Here is a 22,470-nt window from a genome sequence, read left to right as displayed (position 1 = left end):
TAAGAATTATGAAAATTATACATATAAAAACAACTTTCCTTTTGATCGGATTAGGACTTTTGGTTTCCTGCGGTGGAGGTGGAGGTGGAAGCGATACTCCGCCAGTAAATTTACCGGCAACTCCATCCTTATCGCTACCAGCAAATGGTGAACCTTGCAGCAGTTATACAGCCGTTACAAATAACACAGCTAAAGCCGAAATCAGCTTTAGCTGGGCTTCGGCTGCTTATGCCACTTCTTACACAATAGTAGTAACTCAAGCCGGAACGGTTGTAGCCAATCAAACTGTAACAACCAACAGCTTGAAAGTAGTTTTGGACAAAGGAAAAACTTATTCTTGGACCGTTACCGCCAAGAACAATGATGGCGAAAAATCCAGTGCTACTTATTCTTTTACTACACCTGGAAACCCAATTGGAAATTATGTACCTTATGCAGCGGTTATCAACTTTAGTGTCAACAGTTCAAACAGTATGGCATCTTTATCTTGGGTTGGTAAAGACGAAGATGCTGCAACCAGCGAATTAAAGTACGATATCGAAATCAAAAAAGACAATGTAGTCATACAAACCCTGACCAATCAAACAGTCACTTCAATTGCTGATTTTGTTGCTGTTTTGAATTCGACTTATCAAATTAAGGTGAACACAATTGATAAATACGGTTCCTATTCTAGTTCTATTGTGACCTATACCTATCAATAAAAGTAAGTGCTATTGGCTGACGCAAACTAAAAATAAGATCCAAATTTAAAAGAATAAGATAATTAGACTATTTTTGTTTGAGCCTGTTCTTACACTGCAAATAAACAAGTCGGCTCGTTTCATGGGATAACGAGCCGCCCTTTTTTTAGATAATAATGAAAAACAAATTGCTCTTTTTGGTATTTATAACTGTGTTTTTTAGCTCCTCATTTACGAAATCGGGAGAGCTATCAGCCCATATTGATAAATACATTTTCCTGAAGGGAAAAGTGGCAGAGAGAACCATCATCATCAAAATCAAATGTTACGACGAATCCACCGTTCGTTACCTAAATTATTATTTTGAAGAGGATAAAAAAGACCATTATCTCGAAGGAAACTTGGTAGGAAATGCATGGCAATACACAACTATAGACCAAGAAACAACAGAACGAAACTTGGTTATTAGAGAAGAAACCGATGGCAGCTGGAAAGGTTATTGGCGTGAAGGTTCCAATAAAAAAATTAATCTCATCCTCTATCCATTAACGGTTAATCCGGATTTAAAATATTACAATTATTCCCAAAATAAAGCACTAGATCCTTATGATGCCAACAAAATTGCTATCGTTGAATTAGAAAAAACAAAAACAGAAAAAATAGCTAAACATCTCGTTTTTGATTGGTATACAGAAAAAGAATCAGGTATTAGCCTTTTTAGATTACAGAGCGAAAACAATAAAATCAATTTGGACAGTATCAATACTGCTCTAGAGGTTTTACAACTTTCTTATATCCATAACTATTACCACTTTAACCCCAATGTACAAAGCTCAACCATTCACACTGATGTGTTGTGTGCCAATGAAAGCTTAATCAGTTTCAGGATTGTATTTAATACCATTTTCAAAACACAAGATCCCTTAAAGAGTCAGCAATTCTTCACCTTAGATCTACATAGTGGTCAACAGATTGACTTAGAAAGTTTACTGTGGTTTGACGGTACGAACCCTAAACCGAAAAAAAATGATGTTTATGGCACTTATCAATATCGAAAGAAAATTTTTGCTCCCAAAATATTTTCAATTTTAAGTCAGCTTTATCCTCAACAAATGCAAAGCAGTGATTGCAATTTGAATAAAGAAGATACTTGGGCTATTCCTAATTTTGCATTAACAAAAAAAGGGATTTTGCTGAGTTTTTCGCAATCTACCCTCTGTAATTTTTTGGATTGGGCCTTGATTCCTTATGATCAATTAAAACCTTATCTTCAAAAAAAATATACTCTAAACTAATCCCCATAAACCTGCACATCATCTACCATAAAAGCACCATCTAAAGCAGTGTCTTTTCCAGAACCAATGTATTTGAATGCAACATTGATTTTACCGGTATAGCCTGACAAATCAATCGCTCCCGAACCTATAAATTCATTCCAGGGCGAACTTTGATTTGGTATTCTTGCAGCAATTTTAGTCCAATTTGCAGTAGCATAATGCAATCCATCAAAATTAGTAGAAATATAAACTTCAAGTGTATTTAAGGAAGAATCTACATCCAGATTATGTTGGGCAGTTCTAAACGAAAGGCTTTCATTAGTATGCAAATCCATATCAATTTTTGGCGAAATTAACCAAACAATATTCGAGACTACCTTAGTTCCCGTAATCGCAAATTCGGCATAGCCATTCGTGGAGGAAACTCCGCCTTTCCAAACAATGGCTCCGGCTTCTATAATATTACTCCAACCCGGCAAACTTAAATTGGTCCCATCTGATACCGATTGAAAATCTTCCACAAAAAAAGGAATATTTCGTTTTCCAGACATTTGAACATCAGTTTCTCTTCTCGCAACTAACTGATAATCGGTGGCATATTTGGTCAAAACGCCTCGCACTTTTCCGCTTCCGTTGGGCACCATACTTTTTGAAAAATCGGCAAAACTACTGGTTCTGAAAATAAGTTGATTACCATTTTTATCTACCAAATTCCAATTAGTCGCACCACCCACATCATTCGTTTCCTCATAATAATGTCGCCCGATAGCTGGCTCGGTAAATTGTACATCATTCAATTCTATTAAAGTATTCAATTGACTATCATTGATTTCGCCTAAACCAATCGAACGAACCAATTGCTCCTCTTTTACATTAGTACAGGAAGCGTTCAATACCTTTTTATAATCATTTTGCGAAAGTCGTCCCACACCTCCCTGATTGTACGGACTCACATACAAGCTTCCTATTCGCAAACCTCCATAATACAAATCAGTATACTGATCTTTTAATTTTACATACACCTTATTTCCTATCCGATAATCAACATACAAATTAGTCGCATCAACCGGAACACTAAACCCTATGGAAGGAGTTGTAGCTGTTGCCAAAGTTTGAAACGAAATCGTCTTAAAAAAATTCCCGTTTTCATCACTCGAAACCACATAAGCTTCTATCACATCGTCATAAGGATATTGAGCTACAATTTCGGTTGCTATTTGCTGAATATCACTAACTTTTTTGTTCACTTCAAAATCAGGCTGATTGCAACTTAGCTTCGGAATTTCCGTTGCATCATTGGCACAAGCTCCCAAAACCAACATTATTAATAAAAATCGAAAAGTAAAATTCTTCATAATAACCACAATTTTAAATTAGAAACTGAAGTAGAGATTCACAAAATAAGTCCTGCCGTATCCATAAAAATATTTGTTCCCAAAGGAAGGTGTTCCGCTGGAAACATCCTGATTGAGTTGTCTGAAATTGGCATTTCGGGCTTGTTCATAACCTCCTGTTTTGTATTTACTGTCAAGCAAATTATTGATACTCGCAAATAACCCTATATTTTTTCCTCTGATACGCCAAGATTTTCCACCTATTAGATGGAGTAAAACAACAGGATTGAATTTCTCCTGTTTCAATAACTCAGTGGCTCTTTCTTCAGTCGCTTCCGGAAACGGAAAACCGCTGGCAGGATTCGTATAAAACCTATTCGTTCTGGATATAGGCGAAACATCAATATAATTATCGGTCAGATAATTGATATTCGAGCCAATCCACCAATACTTAGGATCGCGGTATTCTAAACCCAGACTATAGGCCTGATGGGGCATTCCAGCCTGTTTGTAATTTTTTAAAAGTGCGGTACCAAAATCATAGGACGGATTAGTATTTTCTACTGTAGCCACCGCATCGTTGTTAATGCTCACATTTGGATTGCTGTCATAGGTAAATCGTCCGTAAGCAGCCGAAAATGTAGCTTTAAAAGTAGGATTGATTTGGTATTCCAAACTCAATTCGGCTCCAAGATTTTTTCGGTTTAGATGCGTCAACGTCTGACTAACAAAAGCATTCGTATTCGTATAACCTGCTTCATTGTCAAAAATTCCTTCGGCGTAAAAAAAGCTAATTTTTGTAGCAGCTTTTATTGTCGAATAATAGGCGGTTACTCTGGTTTTCAGTTTTGGAGTTCTAAAAATATAAGTTGCATCAAGACTGTTGAGTGTTTCACTTTCCAGGTCGTTAACTATGGTATTATTCAATCGTGCATTAGCAAAACTGTTTCTCAAATTAGGCGCCTTAGTCAAATGAGCCGCATTAAAATACAACGATTGTTTACCAGAAATTTTAAACAGCATTCCGCCTTTGAAACCGAAATTCTCAAAATTCAGTTTTGGGCTTTCGCCAAAAGAAATCGTCGGATAAATTCCGTCTTTATACAAGCCGTTTCGCTGATAATTGGTTTTAGAAAAAGACTGCGCCAGATAAAAATCAATTTTATCATAGGAAAACTTAAACTGTGTAAACGCCTCCAAAACCTGAGCCGAAAGCTTATAATTGTAACCATAAGAATCGCCTGTTTTTACCTGACGATTGGGATTATTCAAATCCGATTGCGCCTGAGTTCCTCTGTAAAAACCATCGATATCTTCAAAAAAAGCACCGCCTAACAAATCCAGTAATTTTTGATAATTATGCGATTGCAGATTGCGATATGCAATACCAGCATTAACAATTAGATTTTCACAGAGTTGCGAATTAAAATTAGAATTCACTGCAATAGTTTTATCATCATTTCGGTCTTCGTACAACACATAATGACTTTGGGCCCCTTCATAACCTATGATATTAGAATTAGCATCGACAACTGGATTTTGATTAGCACGGTACATCGCTTCCCAATCGATTTGAGGATTTGCTAAAAAAGCAATTCTGTTTTTCTCGGCATTAGCATAATCAGGAGTAAAATCACCTGAGAATTCTCCGTTATCGGCAGCATACATCGAACTGTAATAACTAGGCAATTTTCTAAAATAAGTGGGATCAGGACTATTGGCATTTTGATAGTCAATATTGCTGTTGCCTATTTTTCCAAATTGATACATCAATCCCGAATTCAAATTACTGTGATCGTTTATTTTAAAATAATGATTCAGCATGATAAGGGGTTCTTCAACCGTTTTAACTCTGGAATTTCTGATTTTCCCATTTTGGTAACCCCAATAGGAATTATAAGTTTCACTGGTTAAATGAGTAACTTCGGCAGTGTTAGGCGAATTTTTGCCACGTTCGTTTGGCGTATAAAATCCGGTAATATTAATCGAATGTTGGTCGTTCCATTTCTTTTCGACACTTAAAAAAAGAGAATTAGCATCATACGTTGTGCCGTCAAAATAACCTTCCTGAGCATAACGCTTTCCAGCCGAAACAACGTAAGCCCAACCCGAATTACTCATCCCCGAAGCATAAGTAGCCATGATGCGCGCTTTATAATTGGTATTAGTTCCCGCAAAACTGATTCGGCTTCCGGATCGATAAACAGAAGCCCGGGTATTGATTTGCTGGGTTCCCAAAATCCCTCCAAAAGTATAATCAGAAGGAGTAGTTCCTATCGAAAATTCCTGATTTCGTGTGGCATCGTTGAGTCCGCCCCAGTTGTTCCATTGCGGTCTTCCGTCATAGATTTTGTTCATTGCCATTCCGTTTATCATCGTTACAGCATTTTCGCTGTCTAAACCACGGATTCTAAAACGGGCCTGTCCCCAATTGAAAGCAGCGGCCTGTTGAAAAGCATCTTTAGAAGATTGCAATATTCCCGAGGTGTTTTCGGAGCTGCTGTTGTCCTCGGTTAAATCGTCTTCGAAAAGCTGAATTACCGCCCCCTGTTGGTCAGTAACCTGATCGGATTCCAACAAAATTGTTCCTAAATCCAATGCCAAAGTATTTTGTAAACGCACCGGAAACAAGGCCTCTTTGTACCCTTGACTATGAAAAAGCACTAAATAATCGGCAGATGGAATGGCTTCAAAAACAACAATTCCCTCCGAATTAGTAAGCTGTGTATAATTAGTATTCTGAAAAGAAACCACAACCGAAACTAAAGGTTTTAGTGTTTTAGTATCTAAAACCTTAGCTGAAATCCGAGCTTGATTTTGTGCCAATGTTACTGCGGTAATCCCTATTGAAAAAAACAAAACAAAAAGACATTTCATGAGCCCAACAAAAATTTAAACAAAGATTTTACAATAAAAACTTTGTATCATTAGACAATTAAAAAATGAAACTACTGATACTTAAAACACTTCAAAAAATGTTTTAGTAAACGTCAAATTTGTTTTTTGGAAACAATATATTTTATCTGAAAGTAGTGGTATTAAACAAATTATAAAAATTCATTTAGCACTTTCGACGAATTAAAAGTAAGAAAAAAATTATTTAAAAAATACTTTGTCAAATATTTTTTAAATAAAAAACCTTAACTGTGATTTCTATTTGATAATCACAGTTAAGGTTGCTATAGTTATTGTTAAAATATCTTAGAATACTATTGAATCACTTTAATCCTTGGCACTAAAAAGGCAATAAGGATTCCGAAGATTCCAATAAAAGCGAATGAGAATCGCAGTCCAAATAATTCAGCAATATAGCCAATAACCGGTGGTCCCATTAAAAATCCCAGGAAACTCACACTGGAAACTGCTGTTAAAGCTTCTCCCGGCGGAATTGTTGGGTGTTTTCCGGCCAAACTATACAAAGTAGGCACAATAGTTGAAACTCCTAATCCTACCAACATAAAACCAATAGTTGAAGGAATTAAATAGGGAAAAAATACCGCAGTAAATAATCCTGCAGAAATTAAGGCTCCTCCTGTTTGAATTATACGTTTTCGTCCAAATTTATTAATCATACCGTCACCTAAAAAACGTCCGGTAGCCATCATAATCATGAAAGAGGTATAACCTAAAATAATCAAAGGCCCTGGTACCTGAACAATATCTTTAAAATAAATTCCGCTCCAATCAAACATGATTCCTTCGCTGGCCATTGAACCAAAACCAATAATTCCTAACCAAATTAAAGCAGTATCCGGTTTAGAGAACAGTTTTTTCTTTTCGGGAGCTTTTCGTTTTTCTTTGGCTTTAATCAAAAATTTATAATTCAACGCAATTAAAATCCAAGTGATTATCCCAACAACTATAAAATGCTGATGCGGTGTCAAATCTAATGCCATCATCCCTAGTCCTACCAAAGCTCCTGTAAAACCGGCAAAACTCCATACTCCGTGAAATGAAGCCATAATGGTTCTTTTAAATAGTTGCTCAGTGTACACACCTTGTGTATTTACGGCAATATTGTTCATATTACCAAACATTCCAAACAAATACAACCCTAAAGCCAGTTGCCAGGCATTAGTTGCCAATCCCAAATTGGTCATACAAAAAGCATACATACTTAAGGAAAGAATAACCAGACGGTGACTGCCATAACGGGTAACTAATTTTCCTGAAAAAGCCATCATGGTCAATTGTCCAACAGGCAATGCGAATAAAATTGATCCTAAATCGGCATCGCTAAGGTGTAAAGCAACACGAATATCCGGAATTCTACTTGCCCAGGTAGCAAAACACAATCCCATTCCGAAATAAAAAGAAGCCACAGCAAGACGCACTCTGTTCAAATAAGAAAGTTTTGCATTTCGAAAACTTTTTTTAATTTTTCCTTGAGCTCTAAAGCTTCCTATAAAATTTAATCGTAACAAAGGCTGTGTTTTTAAGGTTTGAAGCTGCAAAAATACGAAAAGGAATTTTGGCACTTTGTTAACGAATTTATAACATGCTTGAATACAACGTTATCGTTTATAAGTTTATGCTTAGATGGAACATTTATTTAATCTGTGAATCTACGGGCAGCGTCAGGAGGTTAAGCTTTTTTGTCGTCACTTCGAGTGATTTTAAATAATAACGCGAAAGCTTTATTATTTAAAATTGTATCGAGAAGCCTTATTTAAACTAGAGTTCTCGATACAAATTTTCCGAAAAAGCTATTCGCATTTTCTGAAAATTTACTCGAACAGACGGATCCTTAACTTTTAAAGGACAATAAATTTATTATTATAAAACATTTACAACTCAACAACTCTTTTTTCAGCATTACTTTGAATTGCGGCATCAATAATACGCATCACATTAACGCCATCCTGGGCGGTAACAGGTTCTTCCGTATCATTTGCAATAGCATGATAGACTCCGTCAAAAAAATCATAATAATTCCCTTGAAGTGTTGGGATTTTTCCATGCATAATTCTGCCGTCAATTTCAGTATGTAAAAAACCTTCTTTATCCAGAGGTTCGGTTCCCCAATCGGTTAAGTTAGGTTTTTTCATCAATTTCAATTCATCTTCCTGAATATCGCCACGGTATTTTAAAAACGAGCCTTTTTTTCCATGGACAACATAAGCCGGATTTGCTTCGCGTACAAAAAAACCAGCTTTCAATCGCACTCTGATTTCAGGATAAAACAATACTATATCGATCCAGTCATCTACCACCGAATTTTCTCTCGTGGTTCTAATATCAGCAAAAACCGACTTTGGCAAACCAAACAAATACAAAGCCTGATCGATAATATGCGGACCTAAATCTTTCAGAACACCTGAACCTGAATTTACTGTTTCTTTATGTACTTTAGGACTCAACAACGGATTGTATCGGTCAAAATGAAATTCGGCTTCCACAATTTCACCCAAAACTCCATCTAACAAAATTTGGCGTACCGTTTTTAAATCACTGTCCCATCTTCTGTTTTGGAACACGGCCAGTTTTAAACCTTTGGCTTTCGCCAAAGCTGCTAATTCTTCGGCTTCGGCCAAAGTAGCGGTAAAGGCTTTTTCTACTATGGCATGTTTACCGGCTTCTAAAACACGTTTGGCATATTCAAAATGCGTATCAATTGGCGTATTGACCACAACTAATTCGGCTTCTGAGTTTAAAACTTCATCAATAGTTGCATAGCTTTTAACATGTGGATAATCTTCCTGAATTAATTTCTTGCTTCGTTCCCAAGAACCTAATAATTCAAATCCAGGATGTAATTCTAAAAAGGGTGCCTGAAATACTTTCCCCGACATCCCATAAGAAAGTAAGGCTGCTTTTATTTTTTTCATAGTTTTTTATTTGTAAAACATTAAAAATTATTTTTTTTACCATTAAGATATTAAGAAAAATTAAGCTTAATGCTTAAAAACTTAATGTCTTAATGGTTTTTATTTTTTGTAAACTTTGCGAAAAACTTTGTGTACTTTCCGTTAAAAATTTTTGCCACAGATTACACGGATACAACAGATGAACACTGATTTTTTATAATTCTTATTGTTCTTTGCGAAAAACTTTGTGTACTTTGCGATTAAACCTTTTTCGCTCGCTCATATTGTTTTGGCCAGACTACTTCCGTTTCTAATGCTCTCGCAAAATCCAATCCCAGATTAGGATTTCGCAATGATTCTCTGGCGAATAAAACCAAATCAGCTTTTCCGCTTTGCAAAATTGCCTCTGCCTGAGTTGCTTCAGTTATCAAACCAACGGCTCCGGTTAAAATCCCAATTTCCGTTTTTATTTTTTCAGCAAAAGGAACCTGATAGCCCGGCTCCAACGGAATTTTTTGGTGCGAAACCAAACCTCCCGAAGAAACATCGATTAAATCCACTCCTTTTTCTTTTAAAATTTCAGAAAATTGAATGGATTCTTCGATATTCCAGCCTCCTTCTGCCCAATCGGTAGCTGAGATTCGAACAAATAAAGGTAAATCTTTCGGCCATTCGCATTGTACTGCTTCGAGAACTTCCATTGTAAAACGGATTCGGTTTTCAAAACTACCTCCGTATTCATCGGTTCTGCTATTCGATAAAGGCGATAAAAACTGATGATTCAAATAACCATGAGCGGCATGAATTTCCAATACTTCATAACCCGCCTCGACAGCTCTTTTGGTTGCCGATTTAAAATCGGAAATTAATTTTTGTATTTCTTGTTTATCTAAGGCTTCCGGAAGAAAAGCTTCGGAATCATGGTAAGGAATCGCAGATGGAGCTACAGTTTGCCAACCGCCTTCTGAAGACTGGAGTTTTTTATTGCCTTTCCAGGGCGACGAAACACTGGCTTTTCGTCCGGCATGCGCTAATTGAATGCCCGGAACTGCATTTTGACTTTTGATAAAAGCCGTAATAGATTTCAGTTTTTCGATATGTTCGTCTTTCCAAATCCCTAAATCTTCGGGTGAAATTCGGCCGTCGGGAGCGACGGCCGTCGCTTCCTGAATAATCAATCCAGCTCCGCCACTGGCACGGCTGCCTAAATGTACCAAATGCCAATCGTTAGCAAAACCATCAACGGAGGAATATTGGCACATTGGAGAAATAACAATTCTGTTTTTTAGCGTAATACTTTTTATCGATATTGGAGAAAATAATAAAGATGCCATACTATTTATTTTTTGAGAAACGTAAAGTTACGCTTCAAAGCGCAAAATGAAAATTATTAACAAACATTTATTACCCAAGCTAATTTTAAATTTTTGCCACTAAAACAGAAAATGTTACTTTAGCCGAAAATAAAAGAACCGAAATTAAAAAATGGAAATAATTATCAAGCTTTCTCAATTTTTATTGAGCTTATCATTACTGATTATCTTACACGAATTAGGGCATTTTATTCCTGCCAAATTATTCAAAACCAGAGTTGAAAAATTCTATTTATTTTTTGATGTTAAATTTTCATTGTTAAAAAAGAAAATCGGAGAAACTGAATACGGAATTGGTTGGCTTCCGCTTGGAGGATATGTAAAAATCTCCGGAATGATTGACGAGAGCATGGACAAAGAACAAATGGCTCAACCGCAACAGCCTTGGGAATTTCGCTCGAAACCAGCTTGGCAACGTTTGATCATTATGCTTGGTGGAGTTACAGTAAACTTTATTTTGGCTTTCATCATTTACATTGGGATGGCATTTGCCTACGGCGATACTTACATTGCTATGGACGATTTGAAAGACGGACTTTTAATTGAAAACCCTGTAATGATTAAGGCAGGTTTTAAAACCGGTGATAAAGTATATGCTGTTGATGGTGTAAAAATCAATAAGTTTGATAATGAAATCGACCTAAAAATAGCAATGTCCAAAGAAGTCCTTATCGAAAGAAACGGAGTTGAAAAAACCATAAAATTGCCGACAAATTTTATTGATCAACTAACTAAAAATGGGAAATCACCAATTGTTTCTATTAGAATGCCTTTTGTTATTGGTGCAATTGCCGAAGATTCTAAAAACACGAATTTGCAACCCAAAGACATTGTACTTTCATTAAACGGTCAAAAAACAAAATATTTTGACGAAGCCAAATCTATTTTAGACAAAAATAAAGGAAAAACAATTTCAGCTGTTGTTTTACGTAACCAAAAAGAAACAGCCATCCAAGTTATAGTAAATAGTGAGGGAAAATTAGGCGTTAAAATAGGCGGTTTAGCAATGGATTCCTTAGAAAAATTAGGATACTACAAGGTTAGCACTCAAAACTATGGTTTCTTCGAATCTATACCTGTGGGAATTCAAAAAGGAAAAGACCAACTTATCAATTATGGAAAACAATTAAAAATGATTTTCAATCCTAGCACTGGAGCATATAAAGGAGTAGGTGGATTTGCCGCTATTTATAATATTTTCCCAAATACATGGAGCTGGGAAGTATTTTGGGGTATCACTGCTCTGTTGTCAATTATGCTTGGCGTAATGAACTTATTACCTATTCCGGCATTAGATGGCGGACATGTGATGTTTTTATTATACGAAATTGTTTCCGGTAAAAAACCAAGTGATAAATTCTTAGAGAATGCCCAAATGGTTGGTTTTGTATTACTTATCACACTATTATTATTTGCTAACGGAAACGACATTTATAAAGCTATTGTAGGCAGGTAAAAAAAATCGATTTTTTTTCATTTTTTGTTTGTCACATTCAAAAAACCTCTTATATTTGCATCCGCTAAGAACAAGCTAACACAGCTTGAAAATAGCCAACAAAAACGTTCCTTACGCATATTAAATATACAGTTTCCTCCTTAGCTCAGTTGGTTAGAGCATCTGACTGTTAATCAGAGGGTCCTTGGTTCGAGCCCAAGAGGGGGAGCTTTTATTTCAAAGCCTTTACAGCAATGTAGAGGCTTTTTTTGTTTAATATCTTATCCTATGCATTTTGTTTATATTATTTATTCTTCAAAAATAGACTCTTACTATATTGGTGAAACTTCAAATTTCCAACTTCGGTTAGAATGGCATAACTCTGGAATATTTGAAAATTCACATACTAAGATAGCAAATGACTGGACTTTGTTTCATTTAATTGATTGTGTTGATATAACCCAAGCAAGGAAAATCGAGAGACACATAAAAAATATGAAGAGCAAAACATATATTTTGAATCTCAAAAAATATCCTAAAATCATTGAAAAATTACTCTTGAAATATTGTTAATCAAAAGGTCCTTGTCCCGATAGCTATCGGGACGAGCCCAAGAGGGGGAGCTTTTATTTCCAAAAGCCATTCAAGTAATTGAGTGGCTTTTTTTGTTCACAAAAATCCATGTCGATATTTTTACTAAATTAAAACCACTTTACTTTATTAATAAAAAAGAATTTGGAAATCATACCTTTGAAAAATCACAAAAAATGATTTTGCTAGAAAAGTTTATTGTCAAAAAAAATAAACAAAACATTATTGTATTTCTCACCTAGTTGAGCACGAATAATCTGAAAAGCTTTGGCAATTTGATTTTCAACAGTTTTAATAGAAATATTTTGATACTCAGCAATCTCAGTGTAACTCAATCCTTCCATTTTACTCATTTTAAAAATAGCTTTGCATTTAGGAGGTAAATTTTCTATCTGATTTTTTACAATTTGGATTAATTTTTCTGTTTCGTTGAAATCAAAATCCTGAACTATATTATTAAGTTTAGCGACATGTTTCTCTTCTAAGGGAGTCAAAATTCTGTACTCCCGGTAGCGATCAATAAATTCATTATAGACAGACTTGTATAAATAATTTTTTATTTGATAATCAGAAGAGAGTTGGTCACGTTTTAGCCATAGTTTCAACATCACATTTTGGACAATATCTTCAGCCTTATAGCAATCTTTGGTGAATGTTTCTGCATAAACACATAATCTTGTGTAATAATTATCCATTAGATAACTATAAGCCTCTTCATTCCCTTCTCTTAGTTTTTCTACAAGATTTTCATTTTCCAAAATCTAATGTATTTAATGTCCCCACAAACATAATTTTTTTTTTTCAAAAAAAATGGGGGTATTGTCAATATCGCACGTATTAAGGGTAAAATTGTTAAAAACAATAGAGAATTTTCATCGTATCTCTTCAAACGATAAAAAAAATACTAAGGAATGGAGAAAAAAATAAAAAAAGCTCACATTAAATTTTTAATGAACGAACTGGAACCCATTGACTTCAAACAATTAGAAGATTGGCTATCCAAAGAGGGCAATAATGAAAAATTTGAAGAATATATTAAGGTCAACTATCTTATCGATTTAAGTAAAAATTTATATGATAAAGAAAAAGCAAAAGAGCTTTATTTCAATAAAATTAAAGAAGAAAAAACGAGATTAAAAAGAAGAAAATTAATTTCGAGAATGAGTTATGCAGCAGCAGCACTTTTTATCGGAGTTCTAACTATTAGTTATGTTTTTAAATTCGGTATTTTTTCATTTGAAGAAGAAAGATTAGAGCCTATCATTGTAAACAATCAAATTACTCCAGGCTCTAACAAAGCTATTCTGACTCTGGAAAACGGAAAAGAAGTAGCATTAACAAATGACGATTCCTATGTTTCACAAAATGCAGAAAGCGATGGAAAAAGTTTAGTTTACAAAAAACCATCAAATTCAAAACCCGATTTAGTATACAATTATTTAACCATTCCCCGAGGCGGTCAATTTTTACTTGAGATGATAGACGGCACTAAGATTTGGCTCAATTCTGAAACAAAACTAAAATTCCCTGTTAATTTAAAAGAAGGTGAAAGTCGTAAAGTAGAACTATTATACGGAGAAATTTATCTGGAAGTTTCTCCAAGCAGTAAACATAATGGAGCTGACTTTGTAGTGACAAACAATGTCCAAGAAATAAAGGTATTAGGCACAAAATTCAACGTCAAAGCCTATCAAGATGAAAACAAAGTATTTACTACACTCGCTGAAGGCAAAGTGGCTATTAATTATAATGGAGTACAAAAGTTGTTATCACCTGATCAGCAGTCCGTTGCCTATAAAAATAATGAAAACATTATTATCAAGAACATCAACTCTCGCAAAGAGATAGCCTGGGTTAATGGTGAATTTATATTAGAACACAAAAGCCTCTATGAAATCATGAAAGTATTAGCACGATGGTACGATATGGATGTTGTTTTTACTAATAAAAATTCCGGCAATATTCGTTTTGTAGGTGTTTTAGGCAAAGACCAGGATATTATCACAATTTTAAATACAATCAAAAGCTTTGGAGCCATAAAAAATTACGAAATCCATAACAAAACGATAACCCTAAAATAAAAAAGATATGAAGTAAATAGAGCAATACATCAGGAAGAAAAGGGAACAAAGCGTAAACATTGTCGAGGTGTAATCAACTTTGTCCCCAATAATTTGAATTAATTAAACAATGTCTAACTAACACAAACAAATGTATGAAAATTAAACCACTTATTTTTCGCTCAATCATGCTGGAGCGGTTTTTATTAATTATCATGAGAACATTTATTTTCTTATTATGTACTACAGTTTTTGGTTTTAACCCTAAAACCACTTTTGCTCAGGAGCGCATAAACATTGACCGAGACAAAGAAATTACCGTAGATCAGGTTTTTGAACTAATTATGGATCAAACAGAATATCGTTTTTTGTATCCAGAACATTTGTTTAATGATGCTCCAAAAATTAAATTAAAACGTGGTTCAATTCGCATTGACAAACTACTCAATGAGAATGTTAATAATGAAAATTTCAATATCATTTTAATAAATGATAACACGCTCTTAATAAAAAAAAGGGATCATAAGGAAGTTATCAAACTTAGCGGAAAAGTAACTGACAAAGCCGGCGTATCCATACCTGGAGTTACAGTTACCGTGAAAGGCACAACCATAATAACAATAACGGATATTGATGGTAATTTTTCTATAGTCGCTGCTGCTCCTGAAAACATTATCGTTTTTACATCAGTAGGCTACAAGAAAAAAGAAATAGTTGTTGGTAATCAAAAGAAACTTCAAATTACTCTCGAGGAAGACATATCGGAACTAAATGAAGTTCAGCTAATTACCACGGGGTATCAAAAAATAAATCCTGAACACAGTACTGGTAGTATTGCTTCAATTGGAGCAAAAGAATATAACAGTCGTATTAATACAACCGATTTTCTAACAGGACTACAAAATAAACTTCCGGGTGTTTTGATTAATAATGATGTTCAGTTTGAAGGAAATAATTTATTTCAAATCAGAGGAATTTCGACAATTAATGGAAACCGAAGTCCGCTTATTGTAATTGATGGATACCCCTCTGAACTTTCGTTAGAATCTATTAATCCAAATGACATCGAATCTGTAACTGTTTTAAAAGATGCTGCCGCTGCAACAATTTACGGAGTACGCGCTTCTAATGGGGTTATTATTATTGAAAGAAAAGAAGCTAAAAAAGGGAAATTAAATGTTAATTATCGTTCCACATTTAGCTTAGTCCCTAAAACAGATTATAGCCGATACCGTTGGGATGAAGATGTATCTTCTAAAATGACTGATTTTTTGGTTGAGAGAAATAAATCTTCAGCTGCTTCATTATACTCTTTCATGAGTTCTCCAGTTTTTGGATATCTTTTTAACTATCCACAACCAGTAAGGATTTTAGCCGAACAAGCTTCTGGATTAATAACAGAAACTGAAGCTCAAAATCAATACGCAGCATTAAAATCATACAACAATACCGAAGATTATTCAAGGTTATTTTTGCGCAATGCAGCAACTCAAACTTACAACCTAGATTTTTCAGGAGGAAGTAATGATATATTATACCACCTTACAACTAATTATAGTCATAATAATCTGGAACAGATTACCAATGATAACAACCGTTTTCGTCTTTCATCCAGAACCATTTTTAAATTTTCAAATCGATTCAAATTAAACTTAAATATGGATTTTCAGGAAGCTAAAAGAAACAGCACACCTACTCCTACCATAAGTTCTGTTTATCCATTCGAACGTTTTCTGGATGATGAAGGTAATCCGGAAGCCATTTTTAGTGGTTCTGTTGTTAATCCTTATTACAACAAAGTCTTAACCGATTTAGGATTATTAGATAACCTCTATTATCCTTTAGTTGATATGAAAGAAATTAAAAATACAAGCCGTGAAGTTTCAAATAGTATTGTAGCTAATTTTAATTATGATTTAAAAAAAGGGTTTAATTTAAGTTTTGGAGGAATTTATCAATCAGCAAATAACAATAGCGAACATTTAGCAAGTGGAGAATCTTCAGAAGTTCATCAATATGTAAACCGCTATGCTAAAGCAGGAACTAATGGTTTTGTTTATAATGTTCCTAAAGGAAGTTTTTTAAAAGAAACCAATGGAAAAACATCTGGTTATACTGTTAGAGCCCAACTGAATTATAATAAAAAAATTGCCGAAAATCATTCCATAAATATGATTTTAGGAGGTGAAATAAGAAACATTATTAATAAATCATCTACCGCATCTTATTTTGGTTATAATGACCAAACACTTCTACAGCAGCCAATTAATTATTACACAATAACTAATGCTTTTACTCCTTCCTATGCCAATAACAATCCTGCTATTTCATATGCTGGTTTATTTGGAAAAACCTATACTGAAGACCGTTTTGTGTCAGCCTATTCTAATTTAGTTTATTCATTTCAGGACAAATACTCTGCAACGGGAAGTATTCGTATAGACCAATCTAATCTGTTTGGAACTGATCCTAAATACCGCTATAAACCATTGTGGTCACTAGGTTTAGCTTGGAATTTAAATAAAGAAAACTTTTTAGAGGATGTTACTTGGTTAAAATCTTTAAAATTAAGAGCTGCTATAGGTTTTAATGGAAATATTGCTAAAAATTCTCTACCACAAATTATTGCTTCCAGCAGTTATAGTTCTGATTATTCGACTATCGAGCAACTCTCACTTTCTTCACCGGCTAATAGTAAATTGAGATGGGAACAAACTTATAATACAAATTTAGGTCTTGATTTTAGAATTTTTAAAAGCATCAACGGAAGTATAGAATACTACATTAAAAAAAGTACCGATGTACTGGCTACTAATCAAATTGATCCTACCCGAGGAGTCTCTTCTGCCTTGGTGAATGAGAGTGCACTTAGAAATAGTGGTCTGGAATTTACAACTCATGCAGATTGGATAACCCGAAGACATTTTAACTGGAACTCAGGATTTGTTTTTTCCTATAACACCAGTAAAATTTTAGATGTTTATAATAATGCCATTAAACCTAGCAGTGCATCTTATTCATTTACTAACGGGAATACAAATTATCTGGAAGGTTATCCTATAGGAACTGTTTTCAATTATCGTTATGCTGGCTTAGATCCTGTAAATGGAAAAACGTTAATATATGGCAAAGACAATGTACTTAAACATTTTGATGAAAATCAGGAAGGATTAGCTGATGTAATTAACAGAGGTACAATTATACCTAAATACAACATCGGGTTAAGTAATCGAGTTGATGTAGGCAGTTTTTATTTTTATACTATGTTTAACTTTTATGGAGGGTTCGTAACAAAAATTCCAGTACCTAATCCTACTGCCGTAAGACCTTTGGAAGGAGCCTTTAATTATTGGAAACAAGCAGGAGACGAAACAATACCAGGAGTATTACCTGCTTTGACTGAACTTTCATCAGGCTATGCAACTTATATTTCAGCATTAGACAAATTCACCATAGACGGATCCTATTTTACCATTGGAGATATTACTGCTAGTTATAGTTTTAAAAACACAAATTTGGTAAAAGAGACAGGAATATCAAATTTAGAATTAAGCTTTCAAGCCTCTAATGTTTACACCTTTGCTTTAAACAAGCAAAACTACAGTAAAGCCATGGGAAGTTATGAGAAGAATTATATTACTCCTACTTATACTTTTGCTCTTAACCTTAAATTTTAAAACGATGAAAAAACATAAATATATCAAATCGATTCTGGTAATATTTCTTTTATTACCATTTCTGTCCTGTGATAATTATCTGGATATTGAGCCTAAGGGTAAACAACTGCTAGAATCAGTGCGTGATTATAATCTCTGGTTAGACAATCAGTCTTTAAGACAATCCTCTATCTATGGATTAATTTATTTTTCAGATGTACTGGACATGCCTACTATTGACGATCTGATAGATAATTATTCTGAGTATTCCTATACCTGGGCTCCTCAATTAGCTTCAGATCCTTTTACCAGTTCACCTATATGGGCCTCAGCATATAATTCAATTTACTACTATAATGCTGTAATCAATCAAATAGATGATGCAATTGAGGGAACCCAAGAAGAAAAAAACAAACTAAAAGCAGAAGCTTTATTAGGCAGAGCTTTAGTCTATCTGGATCTTACCAATTTATATGGAAAAATGTATAATGAAACTACTGCCGCTACAGATTTAGCTGTTCCTTTTGTAACTTCAATCGACATTACTGACCCTACCCCTAATCGCAGTACCGTTGAGAAAATGTATGATCATATTATTGGAGATATCAATTCAGCAATTCCTTATCTTCCTGCTGACAATAGTCAAAATCGTTTTAGAGGAAGTGTTGCAGCAGCTTACGCATTACTTGCCCGTACTTATTTGTATATGGGCAAATATGATTTAGCAGCTCAAAATGCCCAATTGGCTTTAGATAAAGGGCCAAATGAAATTTTACAACATACCACTTCTTCAACATTCAAAGATTTAAAAGTAAGACCTGATGCTATTTATTCAAGAGTTGGAGGATCGCTATATTATGGCTCTGTATCTCCTACACTAGATTTGTTGCGTTCTTATAATCGCTATGATCAGCGTTTACCATTACATTACACCACTTTAGGCGATTATAGTTTTACAGTAAGAGGTAGAACAAAATATTCTCCTTATGGAACTGTTGCAAGTTCTACCGCCTATCCTAATTGGGGAATTGATGTTGCCGAAATGCGATTAATTTTAGCTGAAGTAGCTGCTCGTAACAACGAGACCGTTATCGCTTGTGATCATCTTGATTTACTCAGAAAAAAACGTTTTGCTACAGCCAATTATCAGAGATTTGATTCTAACGATTCAGAAGCAGTGCTTGCAAAAATTATTCAGGAACGTATTTTAGAATTCCCTTTTTGTGGATTACGTTGGTTTGACATGAAACGATTAGCAGCTCAGGGCAAAATGACCACAGTAAACAGATACAATGGTCTGGGAAATATAATTGCTACTCTGCAGCCAAATAGCGACAGATACACGCTACAGATTCCTATTCAGGTTATGATGTATAATCCAGAATGGGAACAAAATCCTTAATCCAAAACAAAAAATAAATCAAAATTAAAAGACATAAAAATGAAAAAAAGCATACTAATTATATTAATGATCCCATTAGTATTATTTTCTCAAAAGAAACCCTATGAAATTCAAGGAAAAATAGCCATAAAAGACTCAACAACTCAGGCAATTCTTGTTTGCAACGACCTTGATTTTACCGTTAATCAAACCGTTAACATTATCGATGGAAAATTTGAATTCAAAGGCGAAGGAATTGAAGATCCCAGAAAAATTCAATTGTTTGTAAAACGTAAAAACATGCCATTCATTAGCCGAAAGGAAATGTTAATCTTCTATTTGGAACCTGGAATTAATAAAATTGAAAGCAAGACAGCTTCTATCAAAGATGCCGAAGTTTTAGATTCAAAAACAAACGCTGAAGCTTCCATATTAGAAACAGCTTTACAACCATTTACAAATAAAAAAGAAGCACTTAAAAAAGAGTATACAAAACTTGTTGCAGAAACAGTTAAAGACAGTGTAGCAATAGCTAAAACTGATCAGGCACTAGAAGCGACAGACGAGGATATGAAAAAGATTTATCTTGATTTCATAAAGAATAACCCAAACAGTTATATCAGTTTATATGCTTTAAAAAAATATAATATGATTCCCAATTATGCAGATGTAGCTCCTTTATACAAATCCCTTACTGATGCAGTTAAAAACACAAAACTAGGTAAAGAATATGAGAACTATTTACTACAATTAAAAGTTGTAAAAGTAGGAAATAAAGCCCCCGACTTCACACAACAGGATACTGAAGGTAAAGATGTTAAATTATCTGATTATAAAGGAAAATATGTTTTATTGGATTTTTGGGCTTCCTGGTGTGGTCCTTGCCGAAAAGAAAATCCCAATTTAAAAAAGGCTTATTCTCAGTATCATTCCAAAGGCTTAGAAATTTTAGGTATTTCAATTGACGTTGAAGCCTTTAAAGAAAATTGGTTAGGAGCCATAAAAGCTGACGGACTTACATGGAAACAGGTTTCTGATTTAAAAAATAACAATGTTGCCGCTGAATTATATGGAATAAAGGCAATCCCACAAAATTTTCTAATAAACCCTGCAGGAGTAATAGTAGCCAAAAACATAAAAGGGGAAGCCTTAAACGAGACATTGATGAAAATTTTTGATAAAAAATCCTAATTAAAAACAATCTAATTTTTACACTATTATGAAACAAAGAATTTTGACCATAATACTAATGTTGTCAGTAATGACAATTTATGCCAATGGAATTGTTTTTACCCAAGGAAAATGGAACGAAATTAAAGCAAAAGCAAAAAAAGAAAACAAACTGATATTTATAGATTGCTATACATCCTGGTGTGGTCCATGTAAAAAAATGGAAAAAGAAATCTTCTCTTTAAAAGCAGTTGGCGAGATTTTCAATGCAAATTATGTTAATTATAAAATGGACATGGAAAAAGGCGAAGGAATTGACTTAGCCAAACAATATCATATAGGAGCCTACCCTACTTTTTTATGGCTTAATTATAAAGGCGAAATAATACATCGAGTGGTAGGCTATTTCAATGAAAAACAGTTTTTAGAGCAATCTACAAAAGCAATTAACGGAGGTAATTATGATCAGGTTTTGGAAACAAATTATCTGAAAAACAAAAGCAATCCAGCAATTGTAAAGGAATATTTGGATTATTTGAAACAAACCGCTGATTACAGATCTATTGATGTTACAAAAGTATACTTATCTATTATTCCAGAACAGGAATATACTTCTGTTTATGTATTCCAATTATTGAATAAAAATTTAAATGATCCTTTTAACAAAGTCTTTAATTATGTACTAGACAATCGTCAAACATTCGACGAAAAATTTCAAAAAGCAAATGTTGAATTAATGATCACAAATGTGTATGAAAAATATGCCCGCTCTTTATCCAATCAAGTTTTAAAAGGAAATAGTTTTGACAAGCTTGCCTATGAGAATTTTGTAAAACTAATGAAAAAAAGTCAGTACAAAGACCAAGAAGATTTATCAGACAAGATACTTATAAAAACATTAGAATATAAAAAAGATTGGCTAGCTTACGCAGATAAAATAAATTCTAAAATCCTTATTAAAGGGTATCAGAATATATTCTACAGAGACTATCAAGAATGGATTAAACCTATTCTATTAAGTAACTGTAATGAACCTCAAGTTTTAAAAAGCACATTACAATGGATTGACTACTCTATTGAAATCAATACCATTTTTGACATGAAATATATCAAAAAAGACTGGGAAAATAAAATATCGATTTTAGAAAAAATGAAGAATAAAGAGACTGAATTGCTTAATGCTAAAACTGAATTAACCCTACTAAATTATCTGGAGGACAAACAAAAATTAGCTTTAAAATTATCAGCCGAAAAAAAAGAAATGCTTAAATCGATGCTCAAACTTTAAATTTACAAAAGAGGTTGTCCTTGCTTTTCGGACAGCCTCTTTTTTTTAATACCCAGTAAATATTCACACGAATTAACAACTATTTTATTTGCTACATTCAAAAAACCTCTTATATTTGCATCCGCTAAGAACAAGCTCACACAGCTAAAATTTAGCACACAAATACGTTCCTTACGCATATTAAATATACAGTTTCCTCCTTAGCTCAGTTGGTTAGAGCATCTGACTGTTAATCAGAGGGTCCTTGGTTCGAGCCCAAGAGGGGGAGCTTTTATTTCAAAGCCTTTACAGCAATGTAGAGGCTTTTTTTTGTTTAATATCTTATCCTATGCATTTTGTTTATATTATTTATTCTTCAAAAATAGACTCTTACTATATTGGTGAAACTTCAAATTTCCAACTTCGGTTAGAATGG

At 34.0% G+C, this 22,470-nt stretch carries 16 protein-coding genes and 2 tRNA genes; 12 read left to right on the top strand and 6 right to left on the bottom strand.

Annotation, left to right across the window (positions count from 1 at the left end; all coding sequences use genetic code 11):
• The first annotated feature begins 8 nt into the window (after positions 1 to 8).
• Complete coding sequence (locus AAEO59_RS07820; RefSeq protein ID WP_341700176.1) at positions 9 to 704, top strand: hypothetical protein; 696 nt, start codon at positions 9 to 11, stop codon at positions 702 to 704.
• 155 nt (positions 705 to 859) lie between these two features.
• Complete coding sequence (locus tag AAEO59_RS07815) at positions 860 to 1,978, top strand: hypothetical protein (protein WP_341700175.1); 1,119 nt, start codon at positions 860 to 862, stop codon at positions 1,976 to 1,978.
• Here AAEO59_RS07815 and AAEO59_RS07810 read toward each other — a convergent pair.
• The 5 genes from AAEO59_RS07810 to AAEO59_RS07790 form a co-directional block, all read right to left on the bottom strand.
• On the bottom strand, positions 1,975 to 3,315 hold the full coding sequence (locus AAEO59_RS07810) for a DUF5689 domain-containing protein (protein WP_341700174.1): 1,341 nt from the start codon (positions 3,313 to 3,315) through the stop codon (positions 1,975 to 1,977). The two genes, AAEO59_RS07815 and AAEO59_RS07810, sit on opposite strands and share 4 nt — an antisense overlap.
• An 18-nt stretch (positions 3,316 to 3,333) precedes the next feature.
• Positions 3,334 to 6,171 carry a TonB-dependent receptor domain-containing protein gene (locus AAEO59_RS07805; protein ID WP_341700173.1) on the bottom strand — a complete coding sequence of 946 codons (2,838 nt, stop codon included), beginning with the start codon at positions 6,169 to 6,171 and terminating at the stop codon, positions 3,334 to 3,336.
• Positions 6,172 to 6,503: 332 nt separating this feature from the next.
• Entirely contained in the window at positions 6,504 to 7,718 is a 1,215-nt protein-coding gene (locus AAEO59_RS07800) for an MFS transporter (RefSeq protein WP_341700172.1), read from the bottom strand.
• A 363-nt stretch (positions 7,719 to 8,081) separates the two neighbouring features.
• On the bottom strand, positions 8,082 to 9,122 hold the full coding sequence (locus tag AAEO59_RS07795; RefSeq protein WP_341700171.1) for a Gfo/Idh/MocA family oxidoreductase: 1,041 nt from the start codon (positions 9,120 to 9,122) through the stop codon (positions 8,082 to 8,084).
• A gap of 239 nt (positions 9,123 to 9,361) precedes the next feature.
• Entirely contained in the window at positions 9,362 to 10,435 is a 1,074-nt protein-coding gene (locus AAEO59_RS07790) for an NADH:flavin oxidoreductase/NADH oxidase (protein ID WP_341700170.1), read from the bottom strand.
• A 151-nt stretch (positions 10,436 to 10,586) separates the two neighbouring features.
• On the opposite strand from AAEO59_RS07790, the gene rseP reads away from it, so the two are divergent.
• The 3 genes from rseP to AAEO59_RS16355 all read left to right on the top strand — a co-directional run bounded on the left by rseP (position 10,587) and on the right by AAEO59_RS16355 (position 12,482).
• Positions 10,587 to 11,930, top strand: coding sequence for an RIP metalloprotease RseP (gene rseP / locus AAEO59_RS07785; protein ID WP_341700169.1), 1,344 nt, complete (start codon positions 10,587 to 10,589; stop codon positions 11,928 to 11,930).
• Between the two features lie 134 nt (positions 11,931 to 12,064).
• Positions 12,065 to 12,138: transfer RNA gene (locus tag AAEO59_RS07780), tRNA-Asn, on the top strand.
• Positions 12,139 to 12,197: 59 nt separating this feature from the next.
• Positions 12,198 to 12,482, top strand: a complete 285-nt coding sequence (locus AAEO59_RS16355; RefSeq protein WP_407934926.1) for a GIY-YIG nuclease family protein — start codon at positions 12,198 to 12,200, stop codon at positions 12,480 to 12,482.
• A gap of 203 nt (positions 12,483 to 12,685) precedes the next feature.
• Here the strand turns inward: AAEO59_RS16355 and AAEO59_RS07775 are convergent, their stop codons facing one another.
• The gene (locus tag AAEO59_RS07775; protein ID WP_341700168.1) at positions 12,686 to 13,258 is read right to left on the bottom strand and encodes an RNA polymerase sigma factor; all 573 of its coding nucleotides are present in this window, start codon (positions 13,256 to 13,258) and stop codon (positions 12,686 to 12,688) included.
• A 153-nt stretch (positions 13,259 to 13,411) separates the two neighbouring features.
• Here AAEO59_RS07775 and AAEO59_RS07770 point away from each other — a divergent pair, with 153 nt between their 5' ends.
• The 7 genes from AAEO59_RS07770 to AAEO59_RS16350 form a co-directional block, all read left to right on the top strand.
• On the top strand, positions 13,412 to 14,581 hold the full coding sequence (locus AAEO59_RS07770; protein WP_341700167.1) for a FecR family protein: 1,170 nt from the start codon (positions 13,412 to 13,414) through the stop codon (positions 14,579 to 14,581).
• Between the two features lie 194 nt (positions 14,582 to 14,775).
• A complete protein-coding gene (locus tag AAEO59_RS07765) occupies positions 14,776 to 18,237 on the top strand; it encodes a SusC/RagA family TonB-linked outer membrane protein (RefSeq protein ID WP_341700166.1) in 3,462 nt (1,153 codons plus the stop codon).
• 4 nt (positions 18,238 to 18,241) lie between these two features.
• Positions 18,242 to 19,618 carry a RagB/SusD family nutrient uptake outer membrane protein gene (locus AAEO59_RS07760; RefSeq protein WP_341700165.1) on the top strand — a complete coding sequence of 459 codons (1,377 nt, stop codon included), beginning with the start codon at positions 18,242 to 18,244 and terminating at the stop codon, positions 19,616 to 19,618.
• A gap of 39 nt (positions 19,619 to 19,657) precedes the next feature.
• Positions 19,658 to 20,788 (top strand): TlpA disulfide reductase family protein, encoded by a 1,131-nt coding sequence (locus tag AAEO59_RS07755; protein ID WP_341700164.1) that lies wholly within the window; start codon positions 19,658 to 19,660, stop codon positions 20,786 to 20,788.
• Positions 20,789 to 20,816: 28 nt separating this feature from the next.
• Positions 20,817 to 22,055: a thioredoxin family protein gene (locus AAEO59_RS07750; RefSeq protein ID WP_341700163.1), complete on the top strand. Its 1,239-nt coding sequence runs from the start codon at positions 20,817 to 20,819 to the stop codon at positions 22,053 to 22,055.
• Between the two features lie 194 nt (positions 22,056 to 22,249).
• Positions 22,250 to 22,323: transfer RNA gene (locus tag AAEO59_RS07745), tRNA-Asn, on the top strand.
• 60 nt (positions 22,324 to 22,383) lie between these two features.
• Positions 22,384 to 22,470: GIY-YIG nuclease family protein (locus AAEO59_RS16350; protein WP_407934928.1), on the top strand; the 87-nt coding region annotated here is incomplete at its 3' end.

The sequence above is a fragment of the Flavobacterium flavipallidum genome (assembly GCF_038289905.1).
Taxonomy (GTDB): domain Bacteria; phylum Bacteroidota; class Bacteroidia; order Flavobacteriales; family Flavobacteriaceae; genus Flavobacterium; species Flavobacterium flavipallidum.
This window is presented reverse-complemented; position numbering and strand designations above follow the sequence as displayed.

Bases quoted from the DNA above. Each gene is read 5' to 3' on its own strand.
- AAEO59_RS07820 (WP_341700176.1), top strand. From the start codon at position 9: ATGAAAATTATACATATAAAAACAACTTTCCTTTTGATCGGATTAGGA.
- AAEO59_RS07755 (WP_341700164.1), top strand. From the start codon at position 19,658: ATGAAAAAAAGCATACTAATTATATTAATGATCCCATTAGTATTATTT.
- AAEO59_RS07795 (WP_341700171.1), bottom strand. From the start codon at position 9,122: ATGAAAAAAATAAAAGCAGCCTTACTTTCTTATGGGATGTCGGGGAAA.
- AAEO59_RS07805 (WP_341700173.1), bottom strand. From the start codon at position 6,171: ATGAAATGTCTTTTTGTTTTGTTTTTTTCAATAGGGATTACCGCAGTA.
- AAEO59_RS07765 (WP_341700166.1), top strand. From the start codon at position 14,776: ATGAGAACATTTATTTTCTTATTATGTACTACAGTTTTTGGTTTTAAC.
- AAEO59_RS07750 (WP_341700163.1), top strand. From the start codon at position 20,817: ATGAAACAAAGAATTTTGACCATAATACTAATGTTGTCAGTAATGACA.
- AAEO59_RS07770 (WP_341700167.1), top strand. From the start codon at position 13,412: ATGGAGAAAAAAATAAAAAAAGCTCACATTAAATTTTTAATGAACGAA.
- AAEO59_RS07815 (WP_341700175.1), top strand. From the start codon at position 860: ATGAAAAACAAATTGCTCTTTTTGGTATTTATAACTGTGTTTTTTAGC.
- AAEO59_RS07810 (WP_341700174.1), bottom strand. From the start codon at position 3,315: ATGAAGAATTTTACTTTTCGATTTTTATTAATAATGTTGGTTTTGGGA.
- AAEO59_RS07790 (WP_341700170.1), bottom strand. From the start codon at position 10,435: ATGGCATCTTTATTATTTTCTCCAATATCGATAAAAAGTATTACGCTA.
- AAEO59_RS07760 (WP_341700165.1), top strand. From the start codon at position 18,242: ATGAAAAAACATAAATATATCAAATCGATTCTGGTAATATTTCTTTTA.
- AAEO59_RS16355 (WP_407934926.1), top strand. From the start codon at position 12,198: ATGCATTTTGTTTATATTATTTATTCTTCAAAAATAGACTCTTACTAT.
- rseP (WP_341700169.1), top strand. From the start codon at position 10,587: ATGGAAATAATTATCAAGCTTTCTCAATTTTTATTGAGCTTATCATTA.